The organism is Pseudomonas veronii, assembly GCF_002028325.1.
GTDB classification, from domain to species: domain Bacteria; phylum Pseudomonadota; class Gammaproteobacteria; order Pseudomonadales; family Pseudomonadaceae; genus Aquipseudomonas; species Aquipseudomonas veronii.
This window is the reverse complement of sequence record NZ_CP018420.1, coordinates 5,516,717-5,543,489: the sequence shown is the minus strand read 5'-3', so window position 1 is coordinate 5,543,489 and position 26,773 is coordinate 5,516,717. Positions and strand designations below refer to the sequence as shown.

23 protein-coding genes are annotated in these 26,773 nt (G+C 62.6%); 8 read left to right on the top strand and 15 right to left on the bottom strand.

Features of this window, described 5'->3' with window-relative positions:
* Positions 1-68: 68 nt before the first annotated feature.
* Genes PverR02_RS25335 through PverR02_RS25325 form a run of 3 tightly spaced genes read right to left on the bottom strand, consistent with a single transcriptional unit; the run spans position 69 to position 3,692 of the window.
* Positions 69-1,166, bottom strand: a complete 1,098-nt coding sequence (locus PverR02_RS25335) for a DUF1513 domain-containing protein (protein WP_046385189.1) — start codon at positions 1,164-1,166, stop codon at positions 69-71.
* 2 nt (positions 1,167-1,168) lie between these two features.
* A complete protein-coding gene (locus PverR02_RS25330; RefSeq protein WP_017846103.1) occupies positions 1,169-2,233 on the bottom strand; it encodes an imelysin family protein in 1,065 nt (354 codons plus the stop codon).
* Positions 2,234-2,264: 31 nt separating this feature from the next.
* Positions 2,265-3,692, bottom strand: a complete 1,428-nt coding sequence (locus PverR02_RS25325) for a di-heme oxidoreductase family protein (RefSeq protein WP_079444609.1) — start codon at positions 3,690-3,692, stop codon at positions 2,265-2,267.
* A 140-nt stretch (positions 3,693-3,832) separates the two neighbouring features.
* Here PverR02_RS25325 and PverR02_RS25320 point away from each other — a divergent pair, with 140 nt between their 5' ends.
* Both PverR02_RS25320 and PverR02_RS32930 read left to right on the top strand, forming a co-directional pair.
* Positions 3,833-4,396 (top strand): NAD(P)H nitroreductase, encoded by a 564-nt coding sequence (locus PverR02_RS25320; RefSeq protein WP_017846101.1) that lies wholly within the window; start codon positions 3,833-3,835, stop codon positions 4,394-4,396.
* Positions 4,397-4,473: 77 nt separating this feature from the next.
* Positions 4,474-4,602: a hypothetical protein gene (locus PverR02_RS32930; RefSeq protein ID WP_262377345.1), complete on the top strand. Its 129-nt coding sequence runs from the start codon at positions 4,474-4,476 to the stop codon at positions 4,600-4,602.
* Positions 4,603-4,704: 102 nt separating this feature from the next.
* Here the strand turns inward: PverR02_RS32930 and PverR02_RS25315 are convergent, their stop codons facing one another.
* The 7 genes from PverR02_RS25315 to gap all read right to left on the bottom strand — a co-directional run bounded on the left by PverR02_RS25315 (position 4,705) and on the right by gap (position 13,724).
* The gene (locus PverR02_RS25315) at positions 4,705-6,843 is read right to left on the bottom strand and encodes a methyl-accepting chemotaxis protein (protein ID WP_079444608.1); all 2,139 of its coding nucleotides are present in this window, start codon (positions 6,841-6,843) and stop codon (positions 4,705-4,707) included.
* 135 nt (positions 6,844-6,978) lie between these two features.
* A complete protein-coding gene (locus PverR02_RS25310) occupies positions 6,979-7,380 on the bottom strand; it encodes a YbaN family protein (RefSeq protein WP_057004547.1) in 402 nt (133 codons plus the stop codon).
* A gap of 160 nt (positions 7,381-7,540) precedes the next feature.
* Positions 7,541-8,149 carry a biliverdin-producing heme oxygenase gene (locus PverR02_RS25305; protein ID WP_046382224.1) on the bottom strand — a complete coding sequence of 203 codons (609 nt, stop codon included), beginning with the start codon at positions 8,147-8,149 and terminating at the stop codon, positions 7,541-7,543.
* A 140-nt stretch (positions 8,150-8,289) separates the two neighbouring features.
* On the bottom strand, positions 8,290-10,854 hold the full coding sequence (locus PverR02_RS25300; RefSeq protein WP_079444607.1) for a TonB-dependent receptor: 2,565 nt from the start codon (positions 10,852-10,854) through the stop codon (positions 8,290-8,292).
* A 116-nt stretch (positions 10,855-10,970) separates the two neighbouring features.
* Entirely contained in the window at positions 10,971-11,939 is a 969-nt protein-coding gene (locus PverR02_RS25295) for a FecR family protein (RefSeq protein ID WP_046382226.1), read from the bottom strand.
* Positions 11,940-12,013: 74 nt separating this feature from the next.
* Positions 12,014-12,532, bottom strand: coding sequence for an RNA polymerase sigma factor (locus tag PverR02_RS25290; RefSeq protein WP_017846095.1), 519 nt, complete (start codon positions 12,530-12,532; stop codon positions 12,014-12,016).
* Positions 12,533-12,722: 190 nt separating this feature from the next.
* Positions 12,723-13,724, bottom strand: a complete 1,002-nt coding sequence (gap, locus tag PverR02_RS25285) for a type I glyceraldehyde-3-phosphate dehydrogenase (protein ID WP_057004545.1) — start codon at positions 13,722-13,724, stop codon at positions 12,723-12,725.
* 221 nt (positions 13,725-13,945) lie between these two features.
* Between gap and edd the strand changes: the two genes are divergently transcribed.
* The 4 genes from edd to PverR02_RS25265 all read left to right on the top strand — a co-directional run bounded on the left by edd (position 13,946) and on the right by PverR02_RS25265 (position 19,045).
* On the top strand, positions 13,946-15,772 hold the full coding sequence (gene edd, locus PverR02_RS25280; protein ID WP_046382228.1) for a phosphogluconate dehydratase: 1,827 nt from the start codon (positions 13,946-13,948) through the stop codon (positions 15,770-15,772).
* Entirely contained in the window at positions 15,769-16,728 is a 960-nt protein-coding gene (locus tag PverR02_RS25275) for a glucokinase (protein WP_079444606.1), read from the top strand. Before edd ends, PverR02_RS25275 begins: the two co-directional genes overlap by 4 nt.
* 123 nt (positions 16,729-16,851) lie before the next feature.
* A complete protein-coding gene (locus PverR02_RS25270) occupies positions 16,852-17,586 on the top strand; it encodes a response regulator (RefSeq protein ID WP_079444605.1) in 735 nt (244 codons plus the stop codon).
* 31 nt (positions 17,587-17,617) lie between these two features.
* A complete protein-coding gene (locus PverR02_RS25265; protein WP_162231530.1) occupies positions 17,618-19,045 on the top strand; it encodes an ATP-binding protein in 1,428 nt (475 codons plus the stop codon).
* A 130-nt stretch (positions 19,046-19,175) separates the two neighbouring features.
* Here the strand turns inward: PverR02_RS25265 and PverR02_RS25260 are convergent, their stop codons facing one another.
* Positions 19,176-20,105 (bottom strand): AraC family transcriptional regulator, encoded by a 930-nt coding sequence (locus PverR02_RS25260; protein WP_079444604.1) that lies wholly within the window; start codon positions 20,103-20,105, stop codon positions 19,176-19,178.
* 327 nt (positions 20,106-20,432) lie between these two features.
* Here PverR02_RS25260 and PverR02_RS25255 point away from each other — a divergent pair, with 327 nt between their 5' ends.
* Positions 20,433-20,774 carry an antibiotic biosynthesis monooxygenase family protein gene (locus PverR02_RS25255; RefSeq protein WP_046382232.1) on the top strand — a complete coding sequence of 114 codons (342 nt, stop codon included), beginning with the start codon at positions 20,433-20,435 and terminating at the stop codon, positions 20,772-20,774.
* 41 nt (positions 20,775-20,815) lie between these two features.
* Positions 20,816-21,061 carry a hypothetical protein gene (locus tag PverR02_RS25250; protein ID WP_017846087.1) on the top strand — a complete coding sequence of 82 codons (246 nt, stop codon included), beginning with the start codon at positions 20,816-20,818 and terminating at the stop codon, positions 21,059-21,061.
* A 124-nt stretch (positions 21,062-21,185) separates the two neighbouring features.
* Here PverR02_RS25250 and PverR02_RS25245 read toward each other — a convergent pair whose 3' ends face one another.
* The 4 genes from PverR02_RS25245 to PverR02_RS25230 form a co-directional block, all read right to left on the bottom strand.
* Complete coding sequence (locus PverR02_RS25245) at positions 21,186-21,818, bottom strand: flavin reductase family protein (RefSeq protein ID WP_017846086.1); 633 nt, start codon at positions 21,816-21,818, stop codon at positions 21,186-21,188.
* Positions 21,819-22,109: 291 nt separating this feature from the next.
* Complete coding sequence (locus PverR02_RS25240; protein ID WP_079444603.1) at positions 22,110-23,429, bottom strand: MFS transporter; 1,320 nt, start codon at positions 23,427-23,429, stop codon at positions 22,110-22,112.
* Between the two features lie 216 nt (positions 23,430-23,645).
* The gene (locus tag PverR02_RS25235; protein WP_079444602.1) at positions 23,646-24,971 is read right to left on the bottom strand and encodes a sigma-54-dependent transcriptional regulator; all 1,326 of its coding nucleotides are present in this window, start codon (positions 24,969-24,971) and stop codon (positions 23,646-23,648) included.
* Complete coding sequence (locus PverR02_RS25230; protein WP_046382236.1) at positions 24,965-26,731, bottom strand: sensor histidine kinase; 1,767 nt, start codon at positions 26,729-26,731, stop codon at positions 24,965-24,967. The genes PverR02_RS25235 and PverR02_RS25230 overlap by 7 nt, the downstream gene beginning before the upstream one ends.
* Positions 26,732-26,773 lie beyond the last annotated feature (42 nt).

Below are 26,773 nucleotides of genomic sequence, written 5' to 3'. Positions count from 1 at the left end.
GTGAGACGAGGCCCTTTTTTTTCGCCAGCGATTTGCCCGTCGGGCGCAGCGCGGGCCGAGCCTGACCGTCAGACCAGATGCAGATGGTTATCCCAAAGCCCGGCTGGCAATTCCAACGGTGTTGCGCTCAGCTGTGCCTGGCGGCAGTCATAGAACCGGCAGCGCCCCTGGCCGGAGGTCACGACAAACCCGTCCGCCACTGCACCCACGCCCGCACAGTCCGGCAACGGCCCATCCAGGCGCAGCTCGCCGCTGTCGATGTGCCAGATAAACAAGCGGTTGCCGCGCGGTGCGGTCAACGCGACCAGGCGCAATTCGCTGTGTACCGCGACGCTGGCGGTGTAGTGCGCCATCGCTTGTAACTGCTCGTCGGCCACCGCAAACGCCATGAATGGCTGCCCCGGCCGCTTGATCGCAAGCAACTCGGAGCGCTCCTGGGACGGCCCCATGAACTGCTGCCCGGTGAGGATGGTGCCATCGCTGGCGATGCCCATATGGCGCACGCTGTTCATCTGTTGGCCGAGGGTTTCCTTGCTGATCAGGCTGCCGTCGCGTTGCATCAGCACCAGGCTCGGTTCCATGGCGTTGAGGTTCATTTCCACGCGGCTTTCGGCTTCGGTGCGGATGCCGCCGTTGGCCACCACCAGGGTTTCGCCGTCGGGCATCCACGCCACCTGGTGCGGGCCGATGCCATGGGTGGAAATCTCGCCGCTATGCACCAGCCGTTCGCCTTCGAACCGGTACACCCCGAGCAGGCCACGGCCCGGATCGGAGGTGTCGTTTTCGGTGGCGTACAGCCAGTCGCCACTTTTATGGATTACCGCGTGGCCATAGAAGTGGCGGTTTGCATTCGCGGTGATGGTTTGCAGCAGCGCGCCATCACGCAGGTCGATCAGGTAACTCTCGGTGCCCGGGCGACGGGCGACAAACAGCGCGATCGGCAGCGTCGGGTGGTTGATGATGTCGTGGCAGCGCTGGCCGACCTGGGTGGCGAACACCCGCTGGCCGTCCAGGCGATAACCGACAGCATAGTGTTTGCCGTCTGCATCATCCCGCGCCGACAGCAGCAGCGGGCCCTTGTCTTTCTGCTTGAACAACGTCCAGCCGCCCAGCGTGAGTGCGCCGAGCAACGCGCTGCCAATGGCCAAAGCCTGTCGCCTGAGCATCATCAGTCACCGTCGTTGGCGTTGAAGCCCAGTTGGATGCCCAGCGCCTTGGCCAGCTCGCCTTCGTGCAGGCGGTGGACGACGTTGAGGCTGTCGTAGAGATCGTTGAGCTGCTGGCGTCCGGCGTCATCGCCGAGCAATTCGTTGAGGGTGCGCTGGTTGCTGGCGAACAGTTTCAGGGATGCTGCATAGGCGGCGTCGATCTTCTCGGCCAGGGCCTTTTGATCGGCCGGCAACAAGCCACGCAGGCCTTTGTTGTCGACGCCGACCCACACGGTCTGAGCCGCGGCAAGGCTGGCTTCCAGGCTTCGCAGGGACGACTGGCTGCGCCACGCGTCGGCCTGGAACGGCTGCGGGATGCCCTTGGTCTGGCGACCCATCGGCGTGCCGAGTTTTTTCTTCAGGGTGTCCAGTGCGGTCACTTGTACGCGCAGCAGGTCGGCAATGGCCTCGTGGGAATCAGCGTAGCGCTGGTTGGGAAACTTGCTCATCTGCGCGAGCATGCCGTCGGTGCTGTTCCAACTGGCCAGGATCTCTTCGGCCAGGGCTTTCTGGCGCTCGCCGATGGCCGTCAGCAGCGGGCAGTAGCGGGCTTTCTGCGCGGCGTCGGCGATATCGGTCTTGGCGTCGTAGAGGATGTATTCATAGGCCGACAGGCCCTGCACCACTACGCTGGATTTGGCCAGGGCGGCCGCATCGATCTGCGGCTGGGCGGCGACCAGTTGCTCGACCTGACGACCCACCAGGTTTTTCTTGTCCGGCCAGAACTGCACCTGCCACGAACGGTTACCCTCGGCCAGCGGGCCGATCAGCAGCGGTTGCAGTTCGGCCCAGGCTTTTTGGGCGTGAAGGAAGTCGGCGCGAGCGGTGTCCAGGCTTTCCTTGCCCTGGCAGTACGCCAGGGCGCTGACGGCCAGTTGACGGTCGGCTTCCACCCAGCGGCTGTAGGTCGGCAAGATCACTTGCTTGGCGATGGCGGCCGAGGTCACCGCTTGCGGGTCTTGCGGCGAGCAGGCACCGAGCGCGAGGGCGGCCAGGCTGGTGAACAACAACTTGGGACGGAACATGTCGAGCTCCCTTCTGTAAGTGGGGCGAAGCTTATAAAGAGTTCAGGAACGCCAGCAGTGCAGCGCGCTGCTCGGCATTGAAGGACAACACATGCTGCTGCGCCGCTTGTGCTTCACCGCCGTGCCAGAGCACGGCTTCCAGCAGGTTGCGGGCGCGGCCGTCATGCAAGAACTGGGTGTGGCCACTGACGGTTTGCGTCAGGCCGATGCCCCACAACGGTGGCGTGCGCCAGTCGCGGCCACTGGCCTTGAATTCGGTGCGGTGGTCGGCCAGGCCGTCGCCCATGTCATGCAACAGCAGGTCGCTGTAGGGGCGAATCACCTGGTTGGCCAGTTCAGGTTCGGCAGCATTGGCCGCCGTGGTGAACGACGGCGTGTGACACCCCTGGCAACCGGCCTGGTAGAACAGGTTCTTCCCGGCCAGCACCTGTGGTGCGTCGACGTCGCGGCGCACGGGCACCGCCAGGTTGCGGGTATAGAACAGCACCAGGCGCAGGATGTTATCGCTGACTTCCGGCTCGCCATCGGGGCCATTGCCGTTGGGCGCCTGTTTGCAGGCGACCTGGGCGTCGGTGCAGTCATCGAACGGTCTCAGCGACGTGGTGAGGCCCATATCCCCCGAAAACGCGTGAACGTTCTGTTGATTGAGATTGGGTTGCCCGGCTTTCCAGCCGAAACGTCCGAGCACGGTTTTTTGCCGGGCGTCATCCCAGACCCAGTTCGCGCGGCCGACGATGGCGTCTTTGTCGGCGGTCTTCGGGTCGGTGTTGCGCAAGATATCCGCGTCGGCAATCGCTTCGAGCAGGCCCAGGCCGATCATCGGCGGGGCGATGCGTGCGGAGAAGCGCGTGTCCGGGTGCATCGGGCCGTAACCGAGTTGGGTGATCTGCAGGTTGGGCTTGCGCAGTTCGACGACGCTGCCGTCCGTGAACGTGACGTTGACCGGTGTGTAGTCGACCCGCACCTTGCCCTCCGGCGTCACGCCGGGTACGGCCATGTCCTGCAACTGCCCACCGTAGACCGGCTCGGGCACTACGCCGAGTTGCTCGATGAGCTTGGCATACGGCGGCGCATCCGGGATCGACAGGCGCACCAGCATCGACACGGCGTTCTGCGCGTCGGCCAGCGGCGGGTGGCCACGGCCGTCCTTGATATGGCAGTTCTGGCAGGCATTGGTGTTGAACAGCGGCCCCAGGCCGTCGCGCGCGGTGGTGGTGGAAGGCGCGATCACCCAGGGGCTGCGAAAGAAACTGTTGCCGACGCTGAAATCCAGGCGACGGGTTGGCGACAGGTTGGCCGAGGGCAGGGAAAAGGCGTTCTGGCCGTGTTTGTTCACCGTCGTTGCCCCGCCGGCCCGCGCTTCCCCCGGCTCAGCCTGGGTAAACCGGGGGGCGTCGTCGCAGGCAACCAGGCTCATGGCCATCAGTCCTGCAGACAGGCGAAGAAGCGAACGGAGCATCGAGTTTCCTGAGCAAAGGCGGAAAATAAGGTCGCAAAGTCTAACAGGGCGGGGCGGTTTGAATAAGAGCAATTATCGTTTGATGGCATCCCGGTCCATTCCCGCTAGAATGACCGCACATTTTTTTCTGGAGGTGGCCAATGCAGGCTCTCGACGCTTTGCTCAACCGTGTTTCCGTGCCGCGCCTGCTGGAACCGGCACCGACCCAGGAGCAGCGTGATGTGCTGTTCGCCGCGGCCATGCGTGCGCCCGACCACGGCCAGTTGCGTCCTTGGCGGTTCCTCACCGTGGAAGGCGCGGCCCGTGAGCAGATGGGCACGTTGCTGGTCGAAGCCGCCCGCCTGCAAGACCCCGACGCGCCGCAGGCCGTCCTCGACAAGGCCCAGAACGGCCCGTTGCGCGCGCCGCTGGTCGTAGTGGTGATTGCCCGCCTGCAGGAACACTTCAAGGTGCCGAAATCCGAGCAGTTACTGGCGGCGGCTTGTGCCGCCCATGGCATCCTGCTGGCGGCCTACGCCCAGGGGATTGGCGCGGTGTGGCGCACCGGGGACTTGTCCTACTCGGCCCATGTGGCCAAGGGCCTAGGACTGAAAGAGGGCGAGGAAGTCATTGGCTTCCTCTACCTTGGCACCCCGCAGAACCCGCCGCGTACCGCGCCGAAAGAGGATGTAGCGGCGTTTGTCACGGCCTGGACCGGCCTGTAGGAGCGAGCTTGCTCGCGAAAAACTCAAGGACACCGCGTTCATCCAGGATGCACGCGTGATCGAGGATGTAGCGGCGTTTGTCACGGCCTGGACCGGCCTGTAGGAGCGAGCTTGCTCGCGAAAAACTCAAGGACACCGCGTTCATCCAGGATGCACGCATGATCGAGGATGTGGCGGCGTTTGTCACGGCCTGGACCGGCCTGTAGGAGCGAGCTTGCTCGCGAAAAACTCAAGGACACCGCGTTCATCCAGGATTCACGCGTGATCGTTGACGTTCTTCGCGAGCAAGCTCGCTCCTACAGTGTTGTTTACACCCTGAACTGGTCCATCAACTTCATCTGTTGAGTCGCCAGTGCATTGAGTTGGCTGCTGATTGCCGCCGATTCCGTGGCCTGGCCGGTGAGGGTTTCGGTCACGGTGCGGATCGCCGACACATTGCGGTTGACCTCTTCGGCCACTGCGCTCTGTTGTTCGGCGGCGCTGGCGATCTGCAGGTTCATGTCGCTGATCACCGTCACCGCGTCGCTGATCTTGCCCAACGCCTGCACGGCCTGATGGATCTGTCCGGCATTGCTCTGGGCCTGCTGTTGGCTCGAATGCATGGTCGCCACCACGCCACGGGTGCCGCTCTGGATGCGTTCGATCACCTGGCGGATTTCCTCCACCGAATCCTGGGTGCGCTTGGCCAGGTTGCGTACTTCGTCGGCCACTACCGCAAACCCGCGCCCGCTTTCCCCGGCGCGTGCCGCTTCGATGGCGGCGTTGAGCGCCAGCAGGTTGGTCTGCTCGGCAATGCTGCGGATCACTTCCAGCACTGAACCGATCTGCTCGCTGTTGACGGCCAGTGCTTCGACTTCGCTCACGGCCTTGCTGACTTCGTCGGCGAGGGTGGTGATATCGCGGGTGCTCTGCTCGATGATCGACATGCCTTCGCGTGCCGACTGATCGGCCCCGCGCGCTGCGCTGGCGGCGTTGGAGGCGCTGTTGGCGACGTCATGGGCGGTGGCGCTCATTTCATTGGACGCCGTGGCCACCTGGTCGATCTCGCGGAACTGCACCTGCATGCCTTCGCTGGTCTGGCGTGCAATGGCCGAAGACTGGTCCGCCGTGCCACGGGCTTCGCTGATGCTTTGCTTGATCTGCGCGATGGTCGGTTGCAGCTTGTCGAGGAAACGGTTGAACCAGGTCACCAGTTCGCCCAACTCGTCTTTCTTGGAGTAGGCCAGGCGCTGGGTGAGGTCGCCGTCGCCGCTGGCGATGTCCTTGAGCATGGCGGCCACGCTGTTGATCGGCCGGGTCACGCCGGTGGCGGTCAGCCAGACCAGCAGCAGGCCGAGCAATGCGGCGACGGCCGCGACCAGCAAGGCCTTGAGCGTGCCGCTGGCCTGGGCCTTGTCGAGTACGGCTTGCAGCTTGACGTTGTCGGCCAGCAGTACCGCCTTGGGCAGTTTGATCACTATGCCCCAGGACTTGGCGTCGGCAAGCGGTTTGACCGGGTACACCGCGCGAATGGTGTTGTCCTGTTCGAGAATCGTGCGGTTGTCGCTGCCCAGCAGTTGCACGATCTCTTTGCCTTCGGCGCCCAGGGTGTCGATCAGGTTCTTGCCGACCTTGGCCGGTTCGCCACTGTAGGCGGCGATCAAACCGGTGCTGGAGATAATCTCCAACTGCGCCATACCGTTGAACAGGTCTTTCTGTGCAACATCGGTGCTGGCTTGCAAGGCATTGAGGGCAATGTCGACGCCCAGGACGCCGATGAGTTTGCCGTCTACCAGCAACGGCAGGGCGATGGTGGTCATCAGTACAGTCTTGCCGCCCACCGTGTCTTCATACGGGTCCAGCAGGCAAGCGCGACGGGTGTCCCGTGGGCAGGTGTACCAGATGTTGTAGGGGGTGCCGTTGAGGTTGAGGGTGGTTTTGTTCAGGTCCTCTTCGACCATGATGGTGTTCAAGCCTTCGCCGCCGGCGCGGCTCCAGTAGCTGGAGAAACGGCCTTTATCGTTGGAGACACGCGCCTTGTCGTCGACAAACTCACTGTCCTTGCCATCCAGCGCATTGGGCTCGAACGACATCCAGATCCCCAGCACCTTGCTGTTGCGTTCAAACGCGGTTTTCAGGCTCTGGTTGAGTTCTTCACGCAGCGCGCCGGGTTCGAGGGAGCGCTTGGCGGCCAGGGTGCGCAGGTCTTTGACCTGGTCGGCGAGGGCGGTCAGCGCCACCAGGCTGTCGCCGAAGGTTCGCTGCAGTTGTACCGCCTGTTCGGCAGCCTTGGCTTGCAGCAGTTGTTGCACACTGGCGGTGAGCATCCGTGAGCTTGAGTCGCTGACCAGCGCATTGTTCTGCGCGGTATTGTAAATATTCATGCCGACCACCAGCGCAATCACTCCCAGCAGGCAGAGGCCGGACAGCAGCACGATTTTCAAGCGGATGGAGAGGGTATCGAACATAGGTTCACTCACGGATGGGCTTGTTGGTATGCGAGCCGGGCCAAGTCCATTCGGCGCCTTATCCGGAGCATCGGCGTAGCCAGGGGTTTCATGAGAGGGAGGCGATGAACGGTAGGAAAACGCCTACATCCCGCGTTATACGGGGCGTGCAAGCCGTTCCGGGCGGGACCATATCCACAGGTTGCCCAGGCTCATTCCGGCGATGGTCAGGTAGATCGGCCAGCCGTGATCGAGCGTCAGCAGCATCAGTAGGGCACAGAGCAGCATGCTGACGGTGGCGCTGATTTTGGCGCGGCGCGCAATGATCTTGCCGTTGCGCCAGTTGAACAGGATCGGCCCGAACAGGCGGTGGTTTTCCAGCCAGGCGCTGAGGCGCGGCGAGCTTTTGGTGGCGGCCCAGGCAGCCAGCAGGATGAATTCGGTGGTGGGCAAACCCGGCACGACAATCGCCACCAACCCGATACCCAGGCTGACGTAGGCCAGCAGGCCGAAGAGGAGCCGGGCGATTCTCGAGGTGGATGGGGATTTGCCGGTCATGGGTGTGTGCAAGTCGGGGAAAACAATTATTCAGCTTGGCATGAGATCCAAGTGTGGGGGGGGCGTGTCAGCCACCACTTTCATGGCTGACCCATCCCTATCGGGAGCAAGTCGAATCGTCGCACCGCCCCTCCCACCGAATACGCATTTCAATCGAATATCAGGCCAGTTCAGGGGCGGTAGCGTATGCCTGTTCGAGCAACACCGTGAAGCGCATAAACGCATTGAGCGCACCTTTTTCCACATCGGCTTCTTCTTCGGCGCTGAATTCCAGGCCGTCGAGGGTGCGGGTGAAGCGCTTCCAGCCGTCGGCGCGGCCGCCGGCCGGCTCGCCGAGGTGGCGGGCGCCGAAGGTTTCGCTCAGGCCCAGGGCCACGGCGCGCTTGATCAGGAACGCCGCGCCCAGCTTGGAGCCTTCGGAGACGAACAACCAGCCCAGGGCTTCGGCTTGGCTCGGGTTCTGCACGGCGCCGGGGACGGCGGCCGGCACGTCAGTGTCCAGGTCGGCCAGGTCCAGTCTGGCGGCGTCGGCGCGGCAGCGCTCGGCCAGGTCGGGGACGATCTTGATCAGCGCGGCATCGTTGTACAGCGCCACCAGTTCCGATTGGAACAGGTACTGCGCCACCACGAAGCGCGCGAAGTTGGGCTGGGTTTCAAACGGCGCGTGCGCCTTGACCAGCGCATCGAGCCGGGTGTGCGGCTCGCTGGTGATCTGGTTCAGGCGCTGGGAGCGCAGGCTTGGGCGTTCTGCGGAAGGCGAAGCGGTCATGACAAAGTCCTTGTGAAGGGAGCGCCGTGTTGCCCTGAGGCATGGCTGGGCGGTTAGTAACTAGACGAACAAGAAGACGCGGCACAGTAAAAAATCCTCACCTCGCCGGTGATTGATTCCGGCGAGGCGAGGCGGATTGATCAGATGTCCCAGATCACATTGATCGCAAAGTTGCGACCGGGCTGGGTCAGGCGGTCGAGGTTGGCCGGGCCGGTGACACCGGCTTCGCCGACGCTGTCGTAGCTGCGCACGTCATCCCAGTTCCAGTACTTCTTGTCGGTCAGGTTGTAGAGGCCGGCGTTGAGGGTCACGTCGTGGGTGACTTTATAGAAGCCGGTCAGGTCGAGGATGCCGAAGCCTGGGGTCTTGAACGGGCCGTTGGCGCTGTCGCCGTCGGGCGCGAAGAAGGTCTTGCTGTCGACACGGTCTTGTTTCTTCACCAGGGTCCAGCTCAGCAGGCCACCGTAGTTGTCCTGTTCGTAACCCAGGCCGAATACGCCTTTGAGTGGGTTGACGCTGTTCAGTGGCTCGCCGCTGTCGTCGTTGCGCCCGTAGGCGTAGGCAATCGACCCCTGGGTATACAGGCCCTGAGGCGCCCCGAAGGCGTCGAGGTTCAAGCGGCCCTTGGCTTCCGCGCCCTTGATGGTTGCGCGCTTGATATTGACGGCCTGGAACTGTTCGACGGTGCCGCCGACGACCGCGTTGTCTTCGTCGATAAAATCGCGGTACTTGTTGTAAAACACCGCGATGTCGAAGGACCCTGCGGCGAACTTGCCGCGAATCCCGGTTTCAATGCCTTTGCTGGTTTCCGGCTTGAGGTCGGGGTTGGGCTCGACGGTGTAGCCCAGGTTCAGGTTTTCAAAGCGTCCGTACAGCGCCTTGGCCGAGGGGGTGCGGAAGCCTTCGGCGTATTGGCCAAACAGGGTGTAGTGATCGGTCAGGGCATACGTCAGGCCAAACTTGGGGGTGACACGGTGCCAGGTTTTTTCCTTGTCGCTCACCGGGTATTGGCCGGTCGGGTTGACGGTACTGAGGAACGCTTGAGTCAGCTTGGGTTTGAGCTGGGTGTAGTCATAACGCAGGCTGGGCAGGAAGGTCCATTTGTCCCAGGCAATCTGGTCCTGGGCAAACAACGAATAGGTGTTGATGGTCGGGTCGGGGAAGTCGCTGGCCTTCTTCACGCTGTCGCTGGCCGTTGGGCTGGGCGCGCCAATGGCTGTGCAACCGGCGCCGACGGCAAGGCAAGTGGCCGCGCCCTCGCGGGAGCCGGTGACTTTCTGCTGCTTGAGCGTGGTGCCGTAGGTCACTTGGTGATCGGTTTCGCCGACGCTGAATGCCTTGTCCAGCTGGGCATCGAATACCCACTGTTTTTCTTCATAAAGCGTGTCGCGGGTGCGCAATACCCGACGGCCGGCCTGGTAGATTTCTGCGGTGCTCTGGTCGGTCTTGGCGATCTGGTAATTGAGACTGGTCTTGATGCGATCGGTCACGGGCGAGTCGAAGGCAAAGGTGTTTTCCAGGCCGAAACGTTCGCGGGTGATGGTGTCGTTGCCTCGGCGATCACGGTAGAGATTGAAACCTTGACCACCGACGAACGGGCCACCCACGGCATTCTTCAGGTTGACGTCGCGATCGTCCTTGTACTTCTCGTAAGTCAGGCCCAGACGGTTGTCATCGCCATAGTTCCAGCCCAGTTTGGCCAACACGTTGGTGGTGCGCGCCTCCTCGGGGTTGGCGCCGGTGCGGGCCAGGCCGGTGGCGTTGTTGCCGTCGTAGGCTTCGGTTTCATGGCCGTTGCGCTGGCTCAGGTGCAGCAAACCGTCGACGTCCTGTACGCGGCCGGCGACGGTGGCGGAGGTCAGCCAGCTCTCGTCGGCGGAGCTGTAGCCGGTCTTGAGGCGGGCGCCGACGTCCTGGCCGGGCTTGATGATGTCGTCCGGGTCGAGGGTGAAATAGCTCACCGCGCCGCCGATGGCGCTGCTGCCATACAGGGCCGACGCCGGGCCGCGCAGGATTTCCACGCGCTTGACGATTTCCGGGTCGACGTAGTTGCGACGGGTCTTGGCGTAGGGGCCGTTGAAGAAGTTGTCCGGCACTTCCACGCCATCGACCTGGGTGAGGATGCGGTCGCCGTCGATACCGCGAATGTTGTAGCCCGCATTGCCGGCACGGGTGCCGGCGCCACCGACCGAGACGCCGGGCTCGTAACGCACCAGCTCGCGGATCGTGTTGACGTTCTGGCGGTCCAGCGTTTGGCGATCATGCACGCTGACGGTGTTCGGTACGCTGTTGACGTCCTGCTCGTTACGGGTGGCGCTGATGGTCACCTGTTGCAGGTTGAGGACACCGCCGGCAGCGCGCTTTTCCAGGACGATGTTGCTGTTGCCGAGTTTGCGGTAGCCCAGGTTGGTCCCCACCAACAAGCGCTCCAGGGCTTTTTCCGGCGACAGCGCACCGCGCACGCCAGGGGACGACACGCCCTGGCCCAGCTCCGCCGGCAGGCCGACTTGCCAGCCGGTCACGGCGGTGAAGGCATTGAGTGCCGAAACCAGTGGCTGCTGTTCGATGCTGAAGCTGTAGTTGCCGTGGCTGCGGGCGGTCGGTTCGGCGGCGGCGACCGTCAGCGGGGTACCGGCCAGCAGGAGGGCGGCGGTCAGCAAGGACAGCACGGGTGAAGAAGACCGGCGATTGAAACGAGAGGACATCGAGAGCGCTCCGGAAGTACGAGTCTTATAGTTGCGCACTGGTTCAAATAGGAATCAGTTGCATTGGCTAAGACGAGACGTACAGCCGAGGTCTATCGAGTAAAAATAATTCTCATTTAGTTCAGGATCACCAAGGCCGGGTATTCAGAGAGCTTGGCCGAGGTGATGTGGGCCAGGGAACGCACTACGTCCAACGGTTGGTCGAGGCGGTAGTTGCCGGTGACGGCGACGCTGGCGAGTTGGTCGTTGGTGTTGACGATCCAGCCGGGGTAGTAGCGGCGCAATTCGGCGAGCACTTCGCTCATCGGGCGGTTTTCGAAGATCAGCCGGCCCTGGACCCAGGCCAGGTCCTTGTTGGCGTCGAGCCTGGCGGGTTGACCGAAGCCCTTGGGACCGATGCGGATGCTTTGCCCAGCGCTCAGGCGCACGCGGGCATCGTCGAAGGTGTTGCTCAGGTCGACGTCGCCGCGCTGCACCTGCACCTGCGCTTCGCCGTTGAGGTAGCGCACGGCGAATGCGGTGTCGCGCACGCTGGCGCGCACCGGGCCGGCGTCGACTTCCAGGGGCAGGCCGCGGTTGGGCGTTACCTCGAAAAACGCTTCGCCTTGGTAGAGGCGGGCGATGCGCTGGTGATCCCGGGTGGTGCTGGAGAACGCCGAATCGGTGTTCAGCAGGACGTTCGAGCCCTCATCCAATTGCAGGCGCTGGCGCTCACCCACCACGGTGAGGTGGTCAGCTTGCAGGCGTACCGGCAGGTTGCTGAAGCTGAACAGCCCGAGCATCAACACGGCGGCGGTGGCCAGTGGTTTCCAATGCGGTTTGATGCGGCGCCAGGCCCCGGGTTTGCGCGGTGCGGCCAGCGCGACGGCGGCGCTGTGGACGGGCGCCCCGCCCCAGGCGGCCTGGGCTTTGCCGAAGGCACGGACGCGTGCCGGATCGCCGGCCAGCCAGGCTTCGAACGCGGCCTGCTGCCCGGGTTGCGGGCACTGCAGGGCGATCAGCCAGTCGAGGGCCTGGTCCATCGCCGGGTCTTGCAACACCTCATGAGCCAGCGCATGGGGGCGCAGTTTATTCGGGTCGGTCACGGTGTGCCTCGGGTCTTCGCCACGTTCTATTTATCTTTCCTACAGCCTGGGTCGACATTTCTGTCGGGTGAAGCTTAAGGCTGATCCAGCCGTTCGGCCACACCTACACAGATGGCCATGATCAATTTCAGTTCCTTTTGCACCGTGCTCAAGGACACTTCCAATTGATCGGCAATCTCCTGGTAACTGCAACCGTGCAGGCGGCTGAGGATGAAAATCCGTTGCTGGCGGGCACTCAATTGGCCGAGGCTGATGCTCAGGTGCTCAAGCAGTTGCTCGGCCTGGGTCGCGTCTTCGGGCGTGCTGATGGGGGCGGCGACGCTTTGCAGGACGTCCAGCGGGACATCTTCCTGCAGTGTGCGCGCCTGTATCCTGCGGGAACGCAAGTGATCCAGCGCGAGGTTGCGCGCGGTCTGGTAGACGAAGGGTTCGAGGTGATCGATCGGCCGCTCGCCCAGGGCCCGGGTCACGCGCAGGTAGGTTTCCTGCAACAGGTCCTCGGCGGTGCTGTGGTTGTTCACCATCCGCTGCAAGGTGCGTAGCAGAATCACCCGTTGGGTGAGAAAGACTTGGTTGAAGCGAGATTGGCTCACAGCGATACCGGACCGATTTGTAGTTAATGATAATGCGTATCATCAGCACAAATGGCAAGTGGCTGTTTCTCTGGGCCTCTACCGATCAAATGTGGGAGGGGCTTGCTCCCGATTACGGAATGTCAGTCAACACATGCATGACTGATACACCGCCATCGGGAGCAAGTCGAACCGCCCCTCCCACAAAAGATTATTCGGCGTTGCAGAGCGCCAGGCAGTTGTCCAGCATGCGGTTGGAGAAGCCCCACTCGTTGTCGTACCAGGCCAGCACTTTCAGCAGTTTGCCGCTGGACTTGGTGTGGTTGGCGTCGAAGATCGACGACAGCGGGTTGTGGTTGAAGTCACTGGAAACCAGCGGCAGGGTGTTGTAGCCGAGGATCTTCGAGTGCTGGCTGGCTTCCTTGAGCAGCGCGTTGACTTCCTCGGCGGTAGCGTCTTTCTTCAACTGCACGGTCAGGTCCACCAGCGATACGTTGATCACCGGCACCCGCACGGCCATGCCGGTCAGCTTGCCCGCCAGTTCCGGCAGCACCAGGCCGACCGCTTCGGCGGCGCCGGTCTTGCTCGGGATCATGTTCTGGGTGGCCGAGCGCGCGCGGTAGGGGTCGGTGTGGTAGACGTCGGTCAGGTTCTGGTCGTTGGTGTAGGCATGGATGGTGGTCATCAGGCCGCTCTCGATGCCCAGCTCGCGGTGCAGCACCTGGGCCACGGGTGCCAGGCAGTTGGTGGTGCAGGAAGCATTGGAGATGATCTGGTGGGATTGACGCAAAATGTCATGATTTACCCCGTAGACCACGGTGGCATCCGCGCCTTTGGCCGGGGCAGAGATGATCACCTTGCGCGCGCCGGCGCTAATATGGGCAGCAGCCTTGGCCCGGTCGGTGAACAGGCCGGTGCATTCGAACACCACGTCGATATTGTGCGCAGCCCAGGGCAGCTCGGCCGGGTTGCGAATGGCGCTGACGGCGATCCGGTCACCATTGACGGTCAGGCTTTCCTGATCGTGCGCGACTTCTGCATCGAAAGTACCGTGGACGGTGTCGTATTTGAGCAGGTGGGCATTGATCGAGCTGTCGCCCAAGTCATTGATCGCGACGATCTGCAAATCCTGGCGATAGCCTTGGGTATACAGTGCGCGCAGGACATTGCGGCCGATACGGCCAAAACCATTGATTGCGATTCGAAGAGTCATTGAAGAGTGCCTGTCGTCGATTTGTTGTAAGAATTACAAGATTATTCGCATAAAAATAGAAAACAAGCCTTTTTAGTGGCAATATTTTGTTCAATCTACAACGAGTGACCTGAATCAACTGGTCCGATGATCCAAACGACTCTCTGCCATCCCATGTGCCGCGGGCGTTTGATCAGCATAGACACTCAGGTCGCCACATCCGTTAGCCTGGAGTTCTACACATGCATCCCCGCGTTCTTGAGGTCACCGATCGGCTTATCGCCCGCAGTCGTGCAACCCGTGAGGCTTACCTTGCGCTCATTCGCGGCGCCGCCAGCGACGGCCCGATGCGCGGCAAGCTGCAATGCGCCAACTTTGCCCACGGCGTGGCCGGTTGCGGCACCGAAGATAAAAATAGTCTGCGTATGATGAATGCCGCCAACGTGGCAATTGTTTCGTCATATAACGACATGCTCTCGGCGCACCAGCCGTATGAACATTTCCCGGACCAGATCAAAAAAGCCCTGCGCGAAGTCGGCTCGGTCGGCCAGTTCGCCGGCGGCACGCCCGCCATGTGCGACGGCGTGACCCAAGGCGAGCCGGGCATGGAGCTGAGCCTGCTCAGCCGTGAAGTCATCGCCATGTCCACGGCGGTAGCGCTGTCCCACAACATGTTCGACGCTGCGCTGATGTTGGGCATCTGCGACAAGATCGTCCCCGGCCTGATGATGGGCGCCCTGCGCTACGGCCATCTGCCGATGATCTTCGTTCCTGGCGGGCCAATGCCGTCGGGCATCTCCAACAAGCAGAAGGCCGACGTGCGCCAGCGCTACGCCGAAGGCAAGGCCAGCCGCGAAGAGCTGCTGGAGTCGGAGATGAAGTCCTACCACAGCCCCGGCACCTGCACCTTCTATGGCACCGCCAATACCAACCAGTTGCTGATGGAAGTGATGGGCCTGCATTTGCCCGGCGCCTCGTTCGTCAACCCGTACACGCCGCTGCGTGACGCACTGACCCGCGAAGCCGCGCATCAGGTCACGCGCCTGACCAAGGCCAACGGCAACTTCACGCCGATCGGCGAGATCGTCGACGAAAAATCCATCGTCAACGCCATCGTTGCGCTCAACGCTACCGGCGGTTCCACCAACCACACCCTGCACATGCCGGCCATCGCCATGTCGGCGGGGATCATCCTGACCTGGCAAGACATGGCCGACCTCTCCGAGGTGGTGCCGACCCTGTCCCACGTGTATCCAAACGGCAAGGCCGACATCAACCACTTCCAGGCGGCGGGCGGTATGTCGTTCCTGATCCGCGAACTGCTCGAAGCCGGCCTGCTTCATGAAGACGTCAACACCGTGGCCGGCAAAGGCCTGAGCCGCTACATCCAGGAACCGTTCCTGGTCGACGGCGAACTGATCTGGCGCGACGGCCCGATCGAAAGCCTCGACGAAGCCATCCTGCGCCCGGTGGCCCGCGCGTTCTCGCCCGAAGGTGGCTTGCGCGTGATGCAAGGCAACCTCGGCCGTGGCGTGATGAAAGTCTCCGCCGTGGCCCCCGAGCACCAGGTTGTCGAAGCCCCAGCGGTGGTGTTCCAGGACCAGCAAGATCTGGCCGATGCGTTCAAGGCCGGTCAGTTGGAAAAAGACTTTGTCGCGGTGATGCGCTTCCAGGGGCCGCGCTCCAACGGCATGCCCGAATTGCACAAGATGACGCCGTTCCTCGGCGTGTTGCAGGACCGTGGCTTCAAAGTGGCGCTGGTAACGGACGGGCGCATGTCCGGCGCGTCGGGTAAGATCCCCGCCGCGATCCATGTCAACCCCGAAGCCCAGAGCGGCGGGCCGCTGGCACGGGTGCGCGATGGCGATATCATTCGTGTGGATGGCGTCAAAGGTACCTTGGAGCTTAAGGTGGACGCCGAAGAATTTGCAGCGCGCACACCTGCCACGGGCCTGTTGGGCAATAACGTGGGGGCCGGTCGCGAGCTGTTTGCATTTATGCGCTTGGCCGCAAGCTCCGCAGAGCAAGGCGCCAGCGCCTTTACCTGTGCCTTGGAGACGCTTAAGTGAAGCTTGCGCTGGTCGGTGATATTGGCGGTACCAACGCCCGGTTTGCGTTGTGGCGGGATCAGGCACTGCATTCGATCCGGGTGCAGGCCACCGCGGATCATAAAAGCCCTGAGGACGCGATCAAGGTCTACCTCAAGGAAGAAGGCCTGGCGATCGGCGACATCGGCGCGGTGTGCCTGTCGGTGGCCGGGCCGGTGAGCGGTGATGAATTTAAATTCACCAACAACCACTGGCGCCTGAGTAAGACTGCGTTTTGCAACACCTTGCAGGTGGATGAATTGCTGCTGGTCAATGACTTCTCGGCCATGGCCCTGGGCATGACCCGCTTGAAGCCCGACGAATTCCGCGTGGTCTGCCCTGGCACGCCGGAACCGTTGCGCCCGGCGGTGGTGATCGGTCCGGGCACCGGCCTGGGCGTCGGCACCTTGCTCGACCTGGGCGGCGGCCGTTGGGCCGCGTTGCCGGGGGAGGGCGGCCATGTCGACCTGCCCCTGAGCAGCCCGCGGGAAGCCCAGCTGTGGCAGCACATTTACAATGAGATCGGCCATGTCAGCGCCGAAAGCGCCTTGAGTGGTGCAGGTTTGCCACGGGTGTATCGGGCGATCTGTGCGGTGGATGGTCACTCGCCGGTGCTGGATACGCCGGAAGCGATCACGGCGGCAGGCCTGGCCGGCGACCCGGTGGCGATGGAAGTGTTGAACCAGTTCAGTATCTGGCTGGGCCGCGTAGCCGGTAACAACGTCCTGACCACCGGCGCACGGGGCGGTGTGTATATCGTCGGCGGGGTGATCCCGCGGTTTGCCGACTTCTTTATCCACAGCGATTTTGCCAAGAGCTTCAGTGACAAAGGCTGCATGAGCGACTATTTCAAGGGCATTCCGGTATGGCTGGTGACGGCGCCGTATTCCGGGTTGACCGGGGCGGGTGTGGCGCTTGAACAGGCATTCGCCATGTAGGAGCGAGCTTGCTCGCGAAGAACGTTGACGATAACGAAGCGCATCAGGTGATACGCGGCAGCCTCAGGATTTTCGCGAGCAAGCTCGCTCCTACAGCATGGCCATAACAACAAGGAGGACCCCGTGAGCGTAATCAGTAAATCGATTCTCCTCGTCGACGACGACCAGGAAATCCGCGAATTGCTGCAAACCTACCTCAGTCGCGCCGGTTTCCAGGTGCGTGGCGTGCCGGACGGTGCGGGGTTCCGTCAGGCGATGGACGAGGCGCCGTGCGACCTGGTCATCCTCGATGTGATGTTGCCGGACGAAGACGGCTTCAGCCTGTGTCGCTGGATTCGCCAGCACCCGCGCCAGGCGCAGGTGCCGATCATCATGCTCACCGCCAGTTCCGACGAAGCCGACCGTGTGATCGGCCTGGAGCTGGGCGCCGACGACTACATCGGCAAGCCTTTCAGCCCCCGCGAGTTGCAGGCGCGGATCAAGGCACTGTTGCGCCGCTGCCAGTTCGGCCAGGAGCGCGGCGGCAATGGCGACGTGTTGGTGTTCGATGAATGGCGCCTGGACACGATCAGCCACCGACTGTTTCACGTCGACGGTGAAGAGGTGATCCTCTCCGGGGCCGACTTTGCCCTGCTCAAGCTGTTTCTCGACCACCCGCAACAGATCCTCGACCGCGACACCATCGGCAACGCCACCCGTGGCCGCGACCTGATGCCGCTCGACCGGATCGTCGACATGGCCGTCAGCCGTCTGCGCCAACGCCTGCGCGACACGGAAAAACCGCCGAGGCTGATCCGCACTGTGCGCGGCAGCGGTTATCAACTGGCAGCCAGCGTGGTTGCCGGCAGTGTCCACTGAACACCTGAGCGAACGTCGCCGCCGCTTCCCGGTGCCGCGCTCGCTGCTCGGGCGCATGCTCCTGCTGACGCTGCTCGCGGTGCTGTTCGCCCAGGCGCTGTCCAGCGTGATCTGGGTCTCGCAATTGCGCGCCACCCAGCTCGAAGGCCTGGTCACCAGCGCCCGCAGCCTGGCGCATTCGATGACCGCCAGCGTGAGCTATTTCCGTTCGTTGCCGGTGGCTTATCGCCCGTTGGTCCTCGACCAATTGCGCAGCATGGGCGGCACACGGTTTGTGGTGACGCTCAACGACCGCCCGCTGGACATGGCGATCTTGCCGCAGACCCCGCGCAAGCAAGCGGTGCTCAAGGCGGTCGATGAAGTGTTGCGCCAGACCTTGGGCGCCGATGTGCATATCTCGGTGGAATTCGTCAGCGCCGAAGACCTGCGCATCTTCAATGCCGGGTTGAAACTCGATGAGCTGCCACGCTCCTGGGCGCATTACGCGCTGACCCTGGAACCGGTGAACCCGCCCGTGCTGGTCACCCAGATCCAACTCGCCCCCGGCGAATGGCTGTACATCGCCTCGCTGTTGCCCGAGCCGTACACCAGCCTCGAAGAACAAGGCCTGCCGTCGCAGCAAGTGTGGTTTATCGTGCTGACCAGCGGCTTTTTGCTGCTGTTCATCGGCCTGTTGGTCCACTGGCAGAGCCGGCCGCTCAAGCGCCTGGCGCGGGCGGCGCGGGACATGTCGCTGGGCGCCGACGTGGAGCCGGTGGCCGAAGGCGGCGGCAGTGAAGTGGTCGAAGTCGGGCGCGCCTTCAATGCCATGCGTGAACGCATCAGCCGTTACCTCACCGAACGCAGCCAGTTGTTCAGTGCAATTTCCCACGACTTGCGCACACCGATCACACGCCTGCGCCTGCGGGTTGAATTGCTTGAAGATGAAAACCTGCAAACCAAATTCGGCCGCGACCTGGACGAGTTGGAGTTGCTGGTCAAAGGCGCGCTGCAATGCGTGAAAGACACCGACATCCACGAAAACATCGAGCCGGTGGACCTCAACCATGTGCTCGACTGCCTGGTGGAACCGTACCTGGCGCCCAACGGCAACGGCCGCGTGACCCAGCATGGGCGCGCGTTGGCACCGTACCCGGGCAAGCCGCTGGCGCTCAAGCGCTGCATCGGCAACCTGATCGACAACGCATTGAAGTACGGGCAGAACGCCCATTTGCATATCGAGGACGATGGCGCGGAGTTCATCCTGCACGTCGACGACGAAGGCCCCGGCGTGCCGGAACAGCGCCTGGAGCAAGTCTTCGAACCGCACTTCCGCCTCGCCGGCCAGCAGCAGGGCTACGGCCTGGGCCTGGGCATCGCGCGCAACATAGCGCACAGCCATGGCGGCGAAGTGAGTTTGCAGAATTTGCGCGAGGGTGGTTTGCGGGTCACCTTGCAACTGCCCCGCACCCTCGACTAAGCAGCGCCGCCGATCAAATGTGGGAGGGAGCTTGCTCCCGATAGCGGTGCAACAGTCAGCTTATCTTTAGCTGACTCACTGCCATCGGGAGCAAGTCGAACCACCCCTCCCACATCTGATCGGCAGTGAATCACACGCTCTGACGCAACCTGGCCAAATCCCGCAGCGGCGGCGCACCAAACAGCCGGCTGTATTCGCGGCTGAACTGCGACGGGCTTTCATACCCCACCCGATACCCCGCCGCGGAGGCTTCCAGACCTTCGGCAAGCATCAGCCGCCGCGCCTCCTGCAAGCGCAACTGCTTCTGGTATTGCAGCGGGCTCATCGCGGTGATGGCCTTGAAGCGGTGGTGCAAGGTCGAGACGCTCAGGTTCACTTCCCTGGCCAGGTCATCGATGCGCAGCGGTTGTTCGTAGTTGCCATTGAGCCATTTGATCGCCTGGCTGACCCGATGACTCTGACTGTTGGCTACGGCAATTTCATACAGCCGATAGCCCTGCGGCCCACGTAACAAGCGGTAGAGAATTTCACGGCTGATCAACGGCGCCAGCATCGCAATGTCTTTGGGCGAATCGAGCAAGCGCGTCAAGCGCAGTACGGCGTCGAGCAGTTGGTTGTCGAGGCGGTCGACGTACATCCCACGCGCAGTCGGGCGCGATGGCACGCCCATCGGCCCGGCTTCTGCGATCAGGGCGGTGAGCTGCGCCGGGTCGATGTTGATGCGGATCGACAGGTTCGGGTCTTGCGCGGTGGCATCGATGATCCGCCCGGCCACGGGCATCGACACCGAAAACACCAGGTAATTGAGTGGGTCATAGGCGAAGATTTCATCGGCCAGGCGCACTTCCTTGCGGCCATTGGCCAGGATGCACAAGGCGGGCTCCACCAGCACCGGGCTGAAGTCGCGTGGGGTGTTGTGGCGGTTCAGGAACAGTGACGTGATCGCCGTACCGTAGGAGCCGTCTTCCCAGGTATGCCGACGCACGATGCTGGCCAGTTCGGTGCGCTGTTTTTCCATCTCGGCATCGAGGGGCACGGGCTTAGGTTCGGGCGACGACATAGGGCGTCCTCTGCAGGCTTCTTTGATGGGCTCAGCTTAGCGGTGGCGGTGCAAACCGTGTTATGTCGATTCTGCACAATCCTTGCCTGATCCTGCGAAGCTGCGTGAATCAGGCAAGCGCGGCGGTTGTCACGTCCCTGAAACAAGGCGTTTGCCGGTGGAATAAAACCGGCGGGCAATCGTCCTGTCTACGCTTTTCGCAGGATTGTGCAATAAGCCGGCAGGAATCGACTAACCGCGCCTCGACCTGCGCCGTTATCTTTGATCCTGTGGCAACACACCCTCACAGTGCTTGCCGAGCATCACTTCTCAACGGGAGAGTCGAACATGTCCACCCCCATTCCCGCGAGCCATATGGCCTTTATCCGCGCCCGTAGCGGCTGCAGCACCGAACTCGGTGCTCGTTTGAGCAGTTTGATCGAACCGGGCCGTCAGGCTCAGGGTTGCCTGCAATTTTCGTTGCAGCATTCCCAGGTCGACCCCGATGTCTGGCTGGTCTCGGGCCTCTGGAGCAGCGAGCAGGCGATGAGTGCCTACTTCAACTCGCCAGCCCTGATGATCTTCACCGAGCTGTTGAACGACGCAGTCGTGCGCAGCATGGACTTCCAGACCTTCACCGATGCATCCGCCGCCAGTGCTTACGGCGAGTACCTGCAACTCGCCGGTTAGGGTTTAGAATGGCCGACTTTCCATTGGCCAGGACCTGCAACATGGCACGTAAACAATTTGCCCACCACGAAGCCGTTTCCGCCGTAGTACCGGGCGAAGGGGGCTACAGCGCCGCCGTCGCCGTCAAGGCACTCGATGGCATGGGCGCACCGCAGTTTCACAAGATCCTGGATGGACAGAAGTTCAAGACGGCATCCGATGCCGATGATGCGGCGACGCTGCACCTTGAGTTGTTGACCGACGTCGACGCAGAAGGTCAGTTGACCTGGGCGACTGCCACAAACTAACGCACGCCGCTGATCTAATGTGGGAGGGGGCTTGCCCCCGATGGAGGTGTGTCAGTCAGCCTATCTGTAGCTGAAACACCGCTATCGGGGGCAAGCCCCCTCCCACATTTTTATTGCATTGCAGTCAGGCTTGGGTGGCGCCTGGGCGATACATTCTGAACAGCGCCTCGGGGCCCAGTTGGAAGTAATCCGCCGGGCCGCCGCCACGCAGGATCGGCTCGGCGGCGGCGGTGTCGTAGATCCCATCCTTGAGCAGCCACTTGGCAATATGCACCGCGACCACCTCGCCCAGCACCAGCCAGCTGGGTACCAGCACATGGTCGGCGCGCTGCAGCTGAATGATCTGCGTGACCTTGCACTCGAACGCCACCGGGCTCTCGCCCACTCGCGGCACGCCGACGATCTTCGAGGCCACCGGCGTCAGGCCGGACAACTCGAACTCATTCACCTGCGGCGGCACGGCGGCACAGCTCTGGTTCATCTGCTCGGCCAACGGACGGGTGGCCAGGTTCCACACAAACTCGCCGGTCTGTTCGATGTTGTTCAGGCTGTCTTTGCGCCCGACACTGGAAAACCCAATGATCGGCGGAATGTAGTTGAACGCATTGAAGAAACTGTAGGGCGCCAGGTTCAGGTGGCCCTCACTGTCGTGGGACGAAATCCAACCGATCGGTCGCGGGCCGACGATGGCGTTGAACGGGTCATGGGGCAGGCCGTGGCCCTTGGCGGGTTCGTAGTAGTAGCTGTCGTCAGACATGGCTGGGGTTCCTGCTGCGCTTTTCTGGGAGGCCGTCATAGTGCAAGCCATGGCGGCGAATTTCCATCGACCCTATGGAATTTTCATTCAGCGCCCACCTATTTTTCACTGCGTCCCGTTCAGTCTGCGCGCGCGGTCGACCCCCCCCCTATAAGTCGGCCCAGAGTTGTCCTGATTCCACATGTGAGAGGGGGCTTGCTCCCGATGGCGGTGGGTCAGCTTGAGACAAGTTGACTGATACACCGCGATCGGGAGCAAGCCCCCTCCCACATTCGTGACTGCGTTCGGCGGTTAGTTCGTGGTGATCCGCGAGTGCTTGCGGGTGTCTTTCATGGTCACGTAGACCACCAACGACACCGCGATACATGCGGTCACGTACCAGTAGTAGCCGGTTTCCATGCCGATGCTCTTGAACCACAGCGCGATGTATTCAGCGGTGCCGCCGAAGATCGATACGGTCAGCGCATACGGCAGGCCCACGCCCAGCGCGCGGATTTCGGTGGGGAACAGCTCAGCCTTCACCACCGCGTTGATCGAGGTGTAGCCGCTGACGATGATCAGCGCCGCCATGATCAGGAAAAACGCGCCCCACCAGGTCTGGATGGTGTGCAAGGTGGTCAGGATCGGCACGGTGAACAGCGTGCCGAGGATGCCGAAGGCGATCAGGATCGGACGGCGGCCGACTTTGTCCGACAGCGCGCCGACCAGGGGTTGCAGGCACATGAACAGAAACAGCGTCGCCGCCGAGATGGTGGTGGAGTCGGAAATGCTCATGCCGACGGTGTTCACCAGGTACTTCTGCATGTAGGTGGTGTAGGTGTAGAAGGCCAAGGTGCCGCCCATGGTCAGGCCGACCACGGTCATCAGTTCCTTGGGGTGGCGCATCAAGGTACGCATTGTGCTTTCCTTGGCTTTTTCCTTCTTGGTGAACGACTCGGTTTCTTCCATGCCGCGACGCAGGTACAGCGCGACCACTGCACACAGGGCGCCGATGGCGAACGGGATACGCCAGCCCCAATCGTACAGTTGCTCGGTGGTGAGCACTTGTTGCAGCACGATCAGCACCGCCAGGGCTATGAGCTGGCCGGAGATCAGGGTCACGTACTGGAAGCTGGAGAAGAAACCGCGACGCTCCTTGGTCGCCATTTCACTCAGGTAAGTGGCCGAGGTGCCGTATTCGCCACCCACCGACAAGCCTTGCAGCAGACGGGCGAACACCAGCAGGATCGGTGCGCCGACGCCGATGGTTTCATAACCCGGGCTCAGGGCGATGATCAGCGAGCCGAAACACATCAGCAGCACCGAGGCCATCAACGCGGCCTTGCGACCGGCGCGGTCGGCATACAGGCCCATCAGCCAGCCGCCGATCGGGCGCATCAGGAAGCCCACGGCGAAGATCGCAGCGGTGTTGAGCAGTTGGGCGGTGGTGTCGCCTTTCGGGAAGAAGGCTTTGGCGAAGTACAGCGAGAACGCCGCGTAGACGTACCAGTCGTACCACTCGACCATGTTGCCGACCGATCCGCTGAAGATCGATTTGATGCGGCTGGTGGTGGTGCGTTCTTTCGCCGGCGCAGCCGCCGACCCCAGAGGCAAAGTATTGGAGTTATCCATTGAAGGAACCTTCAGATAGTTGTTTTTATGGAGCGTGCCTGAGCACAGCCTGACTGGGGCTATAGCAGGAGCTGTGCCAGGTGGGGGAAGGCCCGATCTAGAAGGGTTTGCAGCTTTTTTTGAGCGGAAAGCCGCCGATGGTTCTGGGGTGGGTGAGCGGAAATCCGCTTATGGCGTGCCCGCGATGGCGTCTTTGAAAACACCACAAAGAACGCCCTAGAGAAACATCTCGCGCACCAACCCATGCCGCTGCATTTTCTCGTTGAAGGTGCGCCGGGGCAGTTGCAGCTCGGCCAGTACCGCCTTGATATCGCCTTTGTGTCGGGTCAGTGCGGCTTTCAGGCAGTGGGCCTCGAAGGCTTCCTGTTGCGCCGCCAATGATTGCCCGGCCTCGATGCCTTCGGGCTCCGGTTCGCCCAGCCCCAGCACCTGGCGTTCGGCGACGTTGGCCAGTTCGCGCACGTTGCCCGGCCAGTCATGGCTGAGCAGGCGCCCCAGTTGCGCGCCACTCAGCGGTTCAACGGTGCGGCCCAGGCGTTCGGCGGCGCTTTGCGCAAAGTGATCGAACAGCAGCGGTATATCTTCACGGCGCTCGCGCAGGGGCGGCAGGCGCAGTTGTGCGACGTTCAGCCGATAGGCCAGGTCTTCGCGAAAACGTCCGGCGCGGGCTTCTTCCAACAGGTCCGGTTTGGTCGCAGCGATGATGCGCAGATCGACGTGGATGCTCTGATTGGAGCCCAGGCGCTCCAACTTCTGCTCCTGCAACACCCGCAGCAATTTGACTTGCTGGGCCAGGGGCATGCTTTCGATTTCATCCAGAAACAGCGTGCCGCCGTGGGCGTATTCCAGCTTGCCGATACGCTTGCCCTGAGCGCCGGTAAACGCGCCGCTCTCGTGGCCGAACAGCTCGGCTTCAAACAGCTGCTCGGGGATTGCCGCGCAATTGAGCGCGACAAAGGCTTTCTTCGCCCGTGGGCCGAAGTCGTGCAGGCAGCGGGCGACCAGTTCCTTGCCGCTGCCGGTCTCGCCGCGGATCAGTACATTGACCGGCAACGTCGCCAGGTCGAGCACCTGGCGGCGCAGGTTCTGCATGCTGCGGGACACGCCCAGCAGGCTGTTTTCCAGTTGTGTCCGATGATCGGCTTGTTGATGCAGGCGGCGGTTTTCCAGGATCAGCCCACGTTTATCGAGGGCGCGACGCAGGCTGTTGAGCAGGGCTTCGGGGCTGAAGGGTTTTTCCAGGAAGTCGTAGGCCCCGTCGCGCATGGCCTCGACGGCCATCGGCACATCGCCATGGCCGGTCAGCAGGATCACCGGTAAGTCGGCGTCGCGCCGCCGCACTTCGGCCAGCAGTTCCAGGCCGCTGAGGCCGGGCATACGCACGTCGCTCAACACCACCCCGGGAAAGTCCTTGGGCAGTTGCACCAGGCAGGCCTCGGCGCGACTGAACAATTGCACGTCAAATCCCGACAGGCTCAACCATTGCTCAACGGCTGTGCGAATGCTGGCTTCGTCATCGACCACAATCACCGCATTCAACATAGCTCCGGCGTCTCCAGCGCGATAGGCAGGGTCAGGGTAAACACCGCGCCGTCGCCACGGTTAGCGACGCACAGGCGTCCACCCAGTTCATGCACGATAGCGTAGGACACCGCCAGCCCCAAGCCGAGTCCATCACCCACGGGCTTGGTGGTGAAGAACGGGTCGAACACGCTGTTCAGGTGTTCTTCGGCGATGCCGCCGCCGCTGTCGCTGACGGTCAGTTGCCACAGTTGCTCATCGGCGTGCAGGCGGATTTCCAGGCGTTTGCGCGGCTTGTTGGCCATGGCGTCGAGGGCATTGCGCAACAGGTTGATCAGTACCTGTTCCAGGCGGATCGCGTCGCCCCGGACCCAGGCGGGGCGGGTCAGGTCCAGCACGGTGCCGATGCCTTCATCGCGCAGGCGTGCGTCGAGCAGTTGCAGGGCCTGGTCGACCACACTGGCCAAGTCCAGGCGCTCGCGCAGGCCGCTGGGGCTTTTGCGGGCGAAGGTCTTGAGGTGGCCGGTCAGCGCGGCCATGCGGGTGAGCATGTCGTCCAGTGGTGTGAGCGCCTTGTAGGCATCTTCCACGCGGCCATGGTCGAGCAGCAGGCGCAGGGTCGCCAATTGCATGCGCTGTGCGGTCAGCGGCTGGTTGATTTCATGGGCGAGGGCGGCAGACATCTGCCCCAGCGCCGCCAGCTTGGCCGATTGCACCAAACCATCCTGGGCCGTGCGCAGGGCCTGGGTGCGCTCCTCGACAAGCTGTTCGAGCTCTTCGCGGCTGCGCTGGCGCATGCGGGCCAGGCGCCAGCGCTGGGTCAGGAACAGCACCAGGAACACCAGCGCCAGCCACGAACCGGCGGCGGCGAGGCCGGCGTTGCGTTGGTCTTCGAAGGCGAACTGGGGTTTGCGCAGCAGGTGCAAGGTCCAGCCTTCGCCCTTCAGCGGCAGGGATTCCCAGAGGTACCGGGCGTTGCCGTCGGGGCCGTTGACGCGCATCAGGTGGCTGTTTTCGTCGAAACGCTGCAGGGTCTGGGTCTCCAGCGATTGCAGCTGTTTCTTGTCGTACTGGCGGGTGGCCGTGAGTTCGGCGAGGTCGCTGGCCGACAGCGGGCGCAGGTTGCGATAACGCCAGCCCGGCTGGTTGGCAATAAACACAATGCCGCGCGCATCGCTGACCAGCAGCAGGTCGTTGCCCTGGGCCCATTCGCGCTCGAGTTCGGGGAACTCCAGTTTGACCACCATCGCGCCGAGGAACTGTTCGTGTTCATCGAGCACCGCGCTGGATAGGAAATACCCCGGCACGCCGGTGGTCACCCCGACCGCATAAAAGCGCCCGGTGCCCTGGCTCAGGGTCTGCCTGAAATATGGCCGGAACGCATAATTGTTCCCGACGTAACTGCTCGGCAGCTTCCAGTTGCTCGCGGCCACGGCCAGGCCGGTGCGGTCCATCAGTTCCAATGTGGAGGACTGCGCGGCGCCGTTGATACGTTCCAGTTTACGGTTGAGCAGGTCCTGGGTCGCGGCATCCAGCGGGCCTTTCAACGCGCTGATCATTTCCGAATCCAGTGCCAGCACGGCGGGCAGGGCGCGGTAGCGTTCGATCAGGGTGTGCAGCGAGTTGGCATACAGCGCTAATTGCTGATTGGCACGGGCGGCATCGTCCACCAGGGCCTGGCGTTCAGCGTGGCGGGTGGCCAAGGCAGCGGCCAGCACCGCACCGGCGATGATCAACAGGGAGTAGAAGGTCAGGCGCAGGGGGCGAGGGATCGCGATCATACGGAGATGAACAGCTGCAATTAGGGGGGAGCACCATAGCAT

Excerpts from the sequence above, each read along its gene's own strand:
- PverR02_RS25335 (WP_046385189.1), bottom strand. The coding sequence starts at position 1,166 with ATGCTCAGGCGACAGGCTTTGGCCATTGGCAGCGCGTTGCTCGGCGCA.
- PverR02_RS25330 (WP_017846103.1), bottom strand. The coding sequence starts at position 2,233 with ATGTTCCGTCCCAAGTTGTTGTTCACCAGCCTGGCCGCCCTCGCGCTC.
- PverR02_RS25325 (WP_079444609.1), bottom strand. The coding sequence starts at position 3,692 with ATGCTCCGTTCGCTTCTTCGCCTGTCTGCAGGACTGATGGCCATGAGC.
- PverR02_RS25320 (WP_017846101.1), top strand. The coding sequence starts at position 3,833 with ATGCAGGCTCTCGACGCTTTGCTCAACCGTGTTTCCGTGCCGCGCCTG.
- PverR02_RS25315 (WP_079444608.1), bottom strand. The coding sequence starts at position 6,843 with ATGTTCGATACCCTCTCCATCCGCTTGAAAATCGTGCTGCTGTCCGGC.
- PverR02_RS25310 (WP_057004547.1), bottom strand. The coding sequence starts at position 7,380 with ATGACCGGCAAATCCCCATCCACCTCGAGAATCGCCCGGCTCCTCTTC.
- PverR02_RS25305 (WP_046382224.1), bottom strand. The coding sequence starts at position 8,149 with ATGACCGCTTCGCCTTCCGCAGAACGCCCAAGCCTGCGCTCCCAGCGC.
- PverR02_RS25300 (WP_079444607.1), bottom strand. The coding sequence starts at position 10,854 with ATGTCCTCTCGTTTCAATCGCCGGTCTTCTTCACCCGTGCTGTCCTTG.
- gap (WP_057004545.1), bottom strand. The coding sequence starts at position 13,724 with ATGACTCTTCGAATCGCAATCAATGGTTTTGGCCGTATCGGCCGCAAT.
- edd (WP_046382228.1), top strand. The coding sequence starts at position 13,946 with ATGCATCCCCGCGTTCTTGAGGTCACCGATCGGCTTATCGCCCGCAGT.
- PverR02_RS25260 (WP_079444604.1), bottom strand. The coding sequence starts at position 20,105 with ATGTCGTCGCCCGAACCTAAGCCCGTGCCCCTCGATGCCGAGATGGAA.
- PverR02_RS25255 (WP_046382232.1), top strand. The coding sequence starts at position 20,433 with ATGTCCACCCCCATTCCCGCGAGCCATATGGCCTTTATCCGCGCCCGT.
- PverR02_RS25250 (WP_017846087.1), top strand. The coding sequence starts at position 20,816 with ATGGCACGTAAACAATTTGCCCACCACGAAGCCGTTTCCGCCGTAGTA.
- PverR02_RS25245 (WP_017846086.1), bottom strand. The coding sequence starts at position 21,818 with ATGTCTGACGACAGCTACTACTACGAACCCGCCAAGGGCCACGGCCTG.
- PverR02_RS25240 (WP_079444603.1), bottom strand. The coding sequence starts at position 23,429 with ATGGATAACTCCAATACTTTGCCTCTGGGGTCGGCGGCTGCGCCGGCG.
- PverR02_RS25235 (WP_079444602.1), bottom strand. The coding sequence starts at position 24,971 with ATGTTGAATGCGGTGATTGTGGTCGATGACGAAGCCAGCATTCGCACA.
- PverR02_RS25230 (WP_046382236.1), bottom strand. The coding sequence starts at position 26,731 with ATGATCGCGATCCCTCGCCCCCTGCGCCTGACCTTCTACTCCCTGTTG.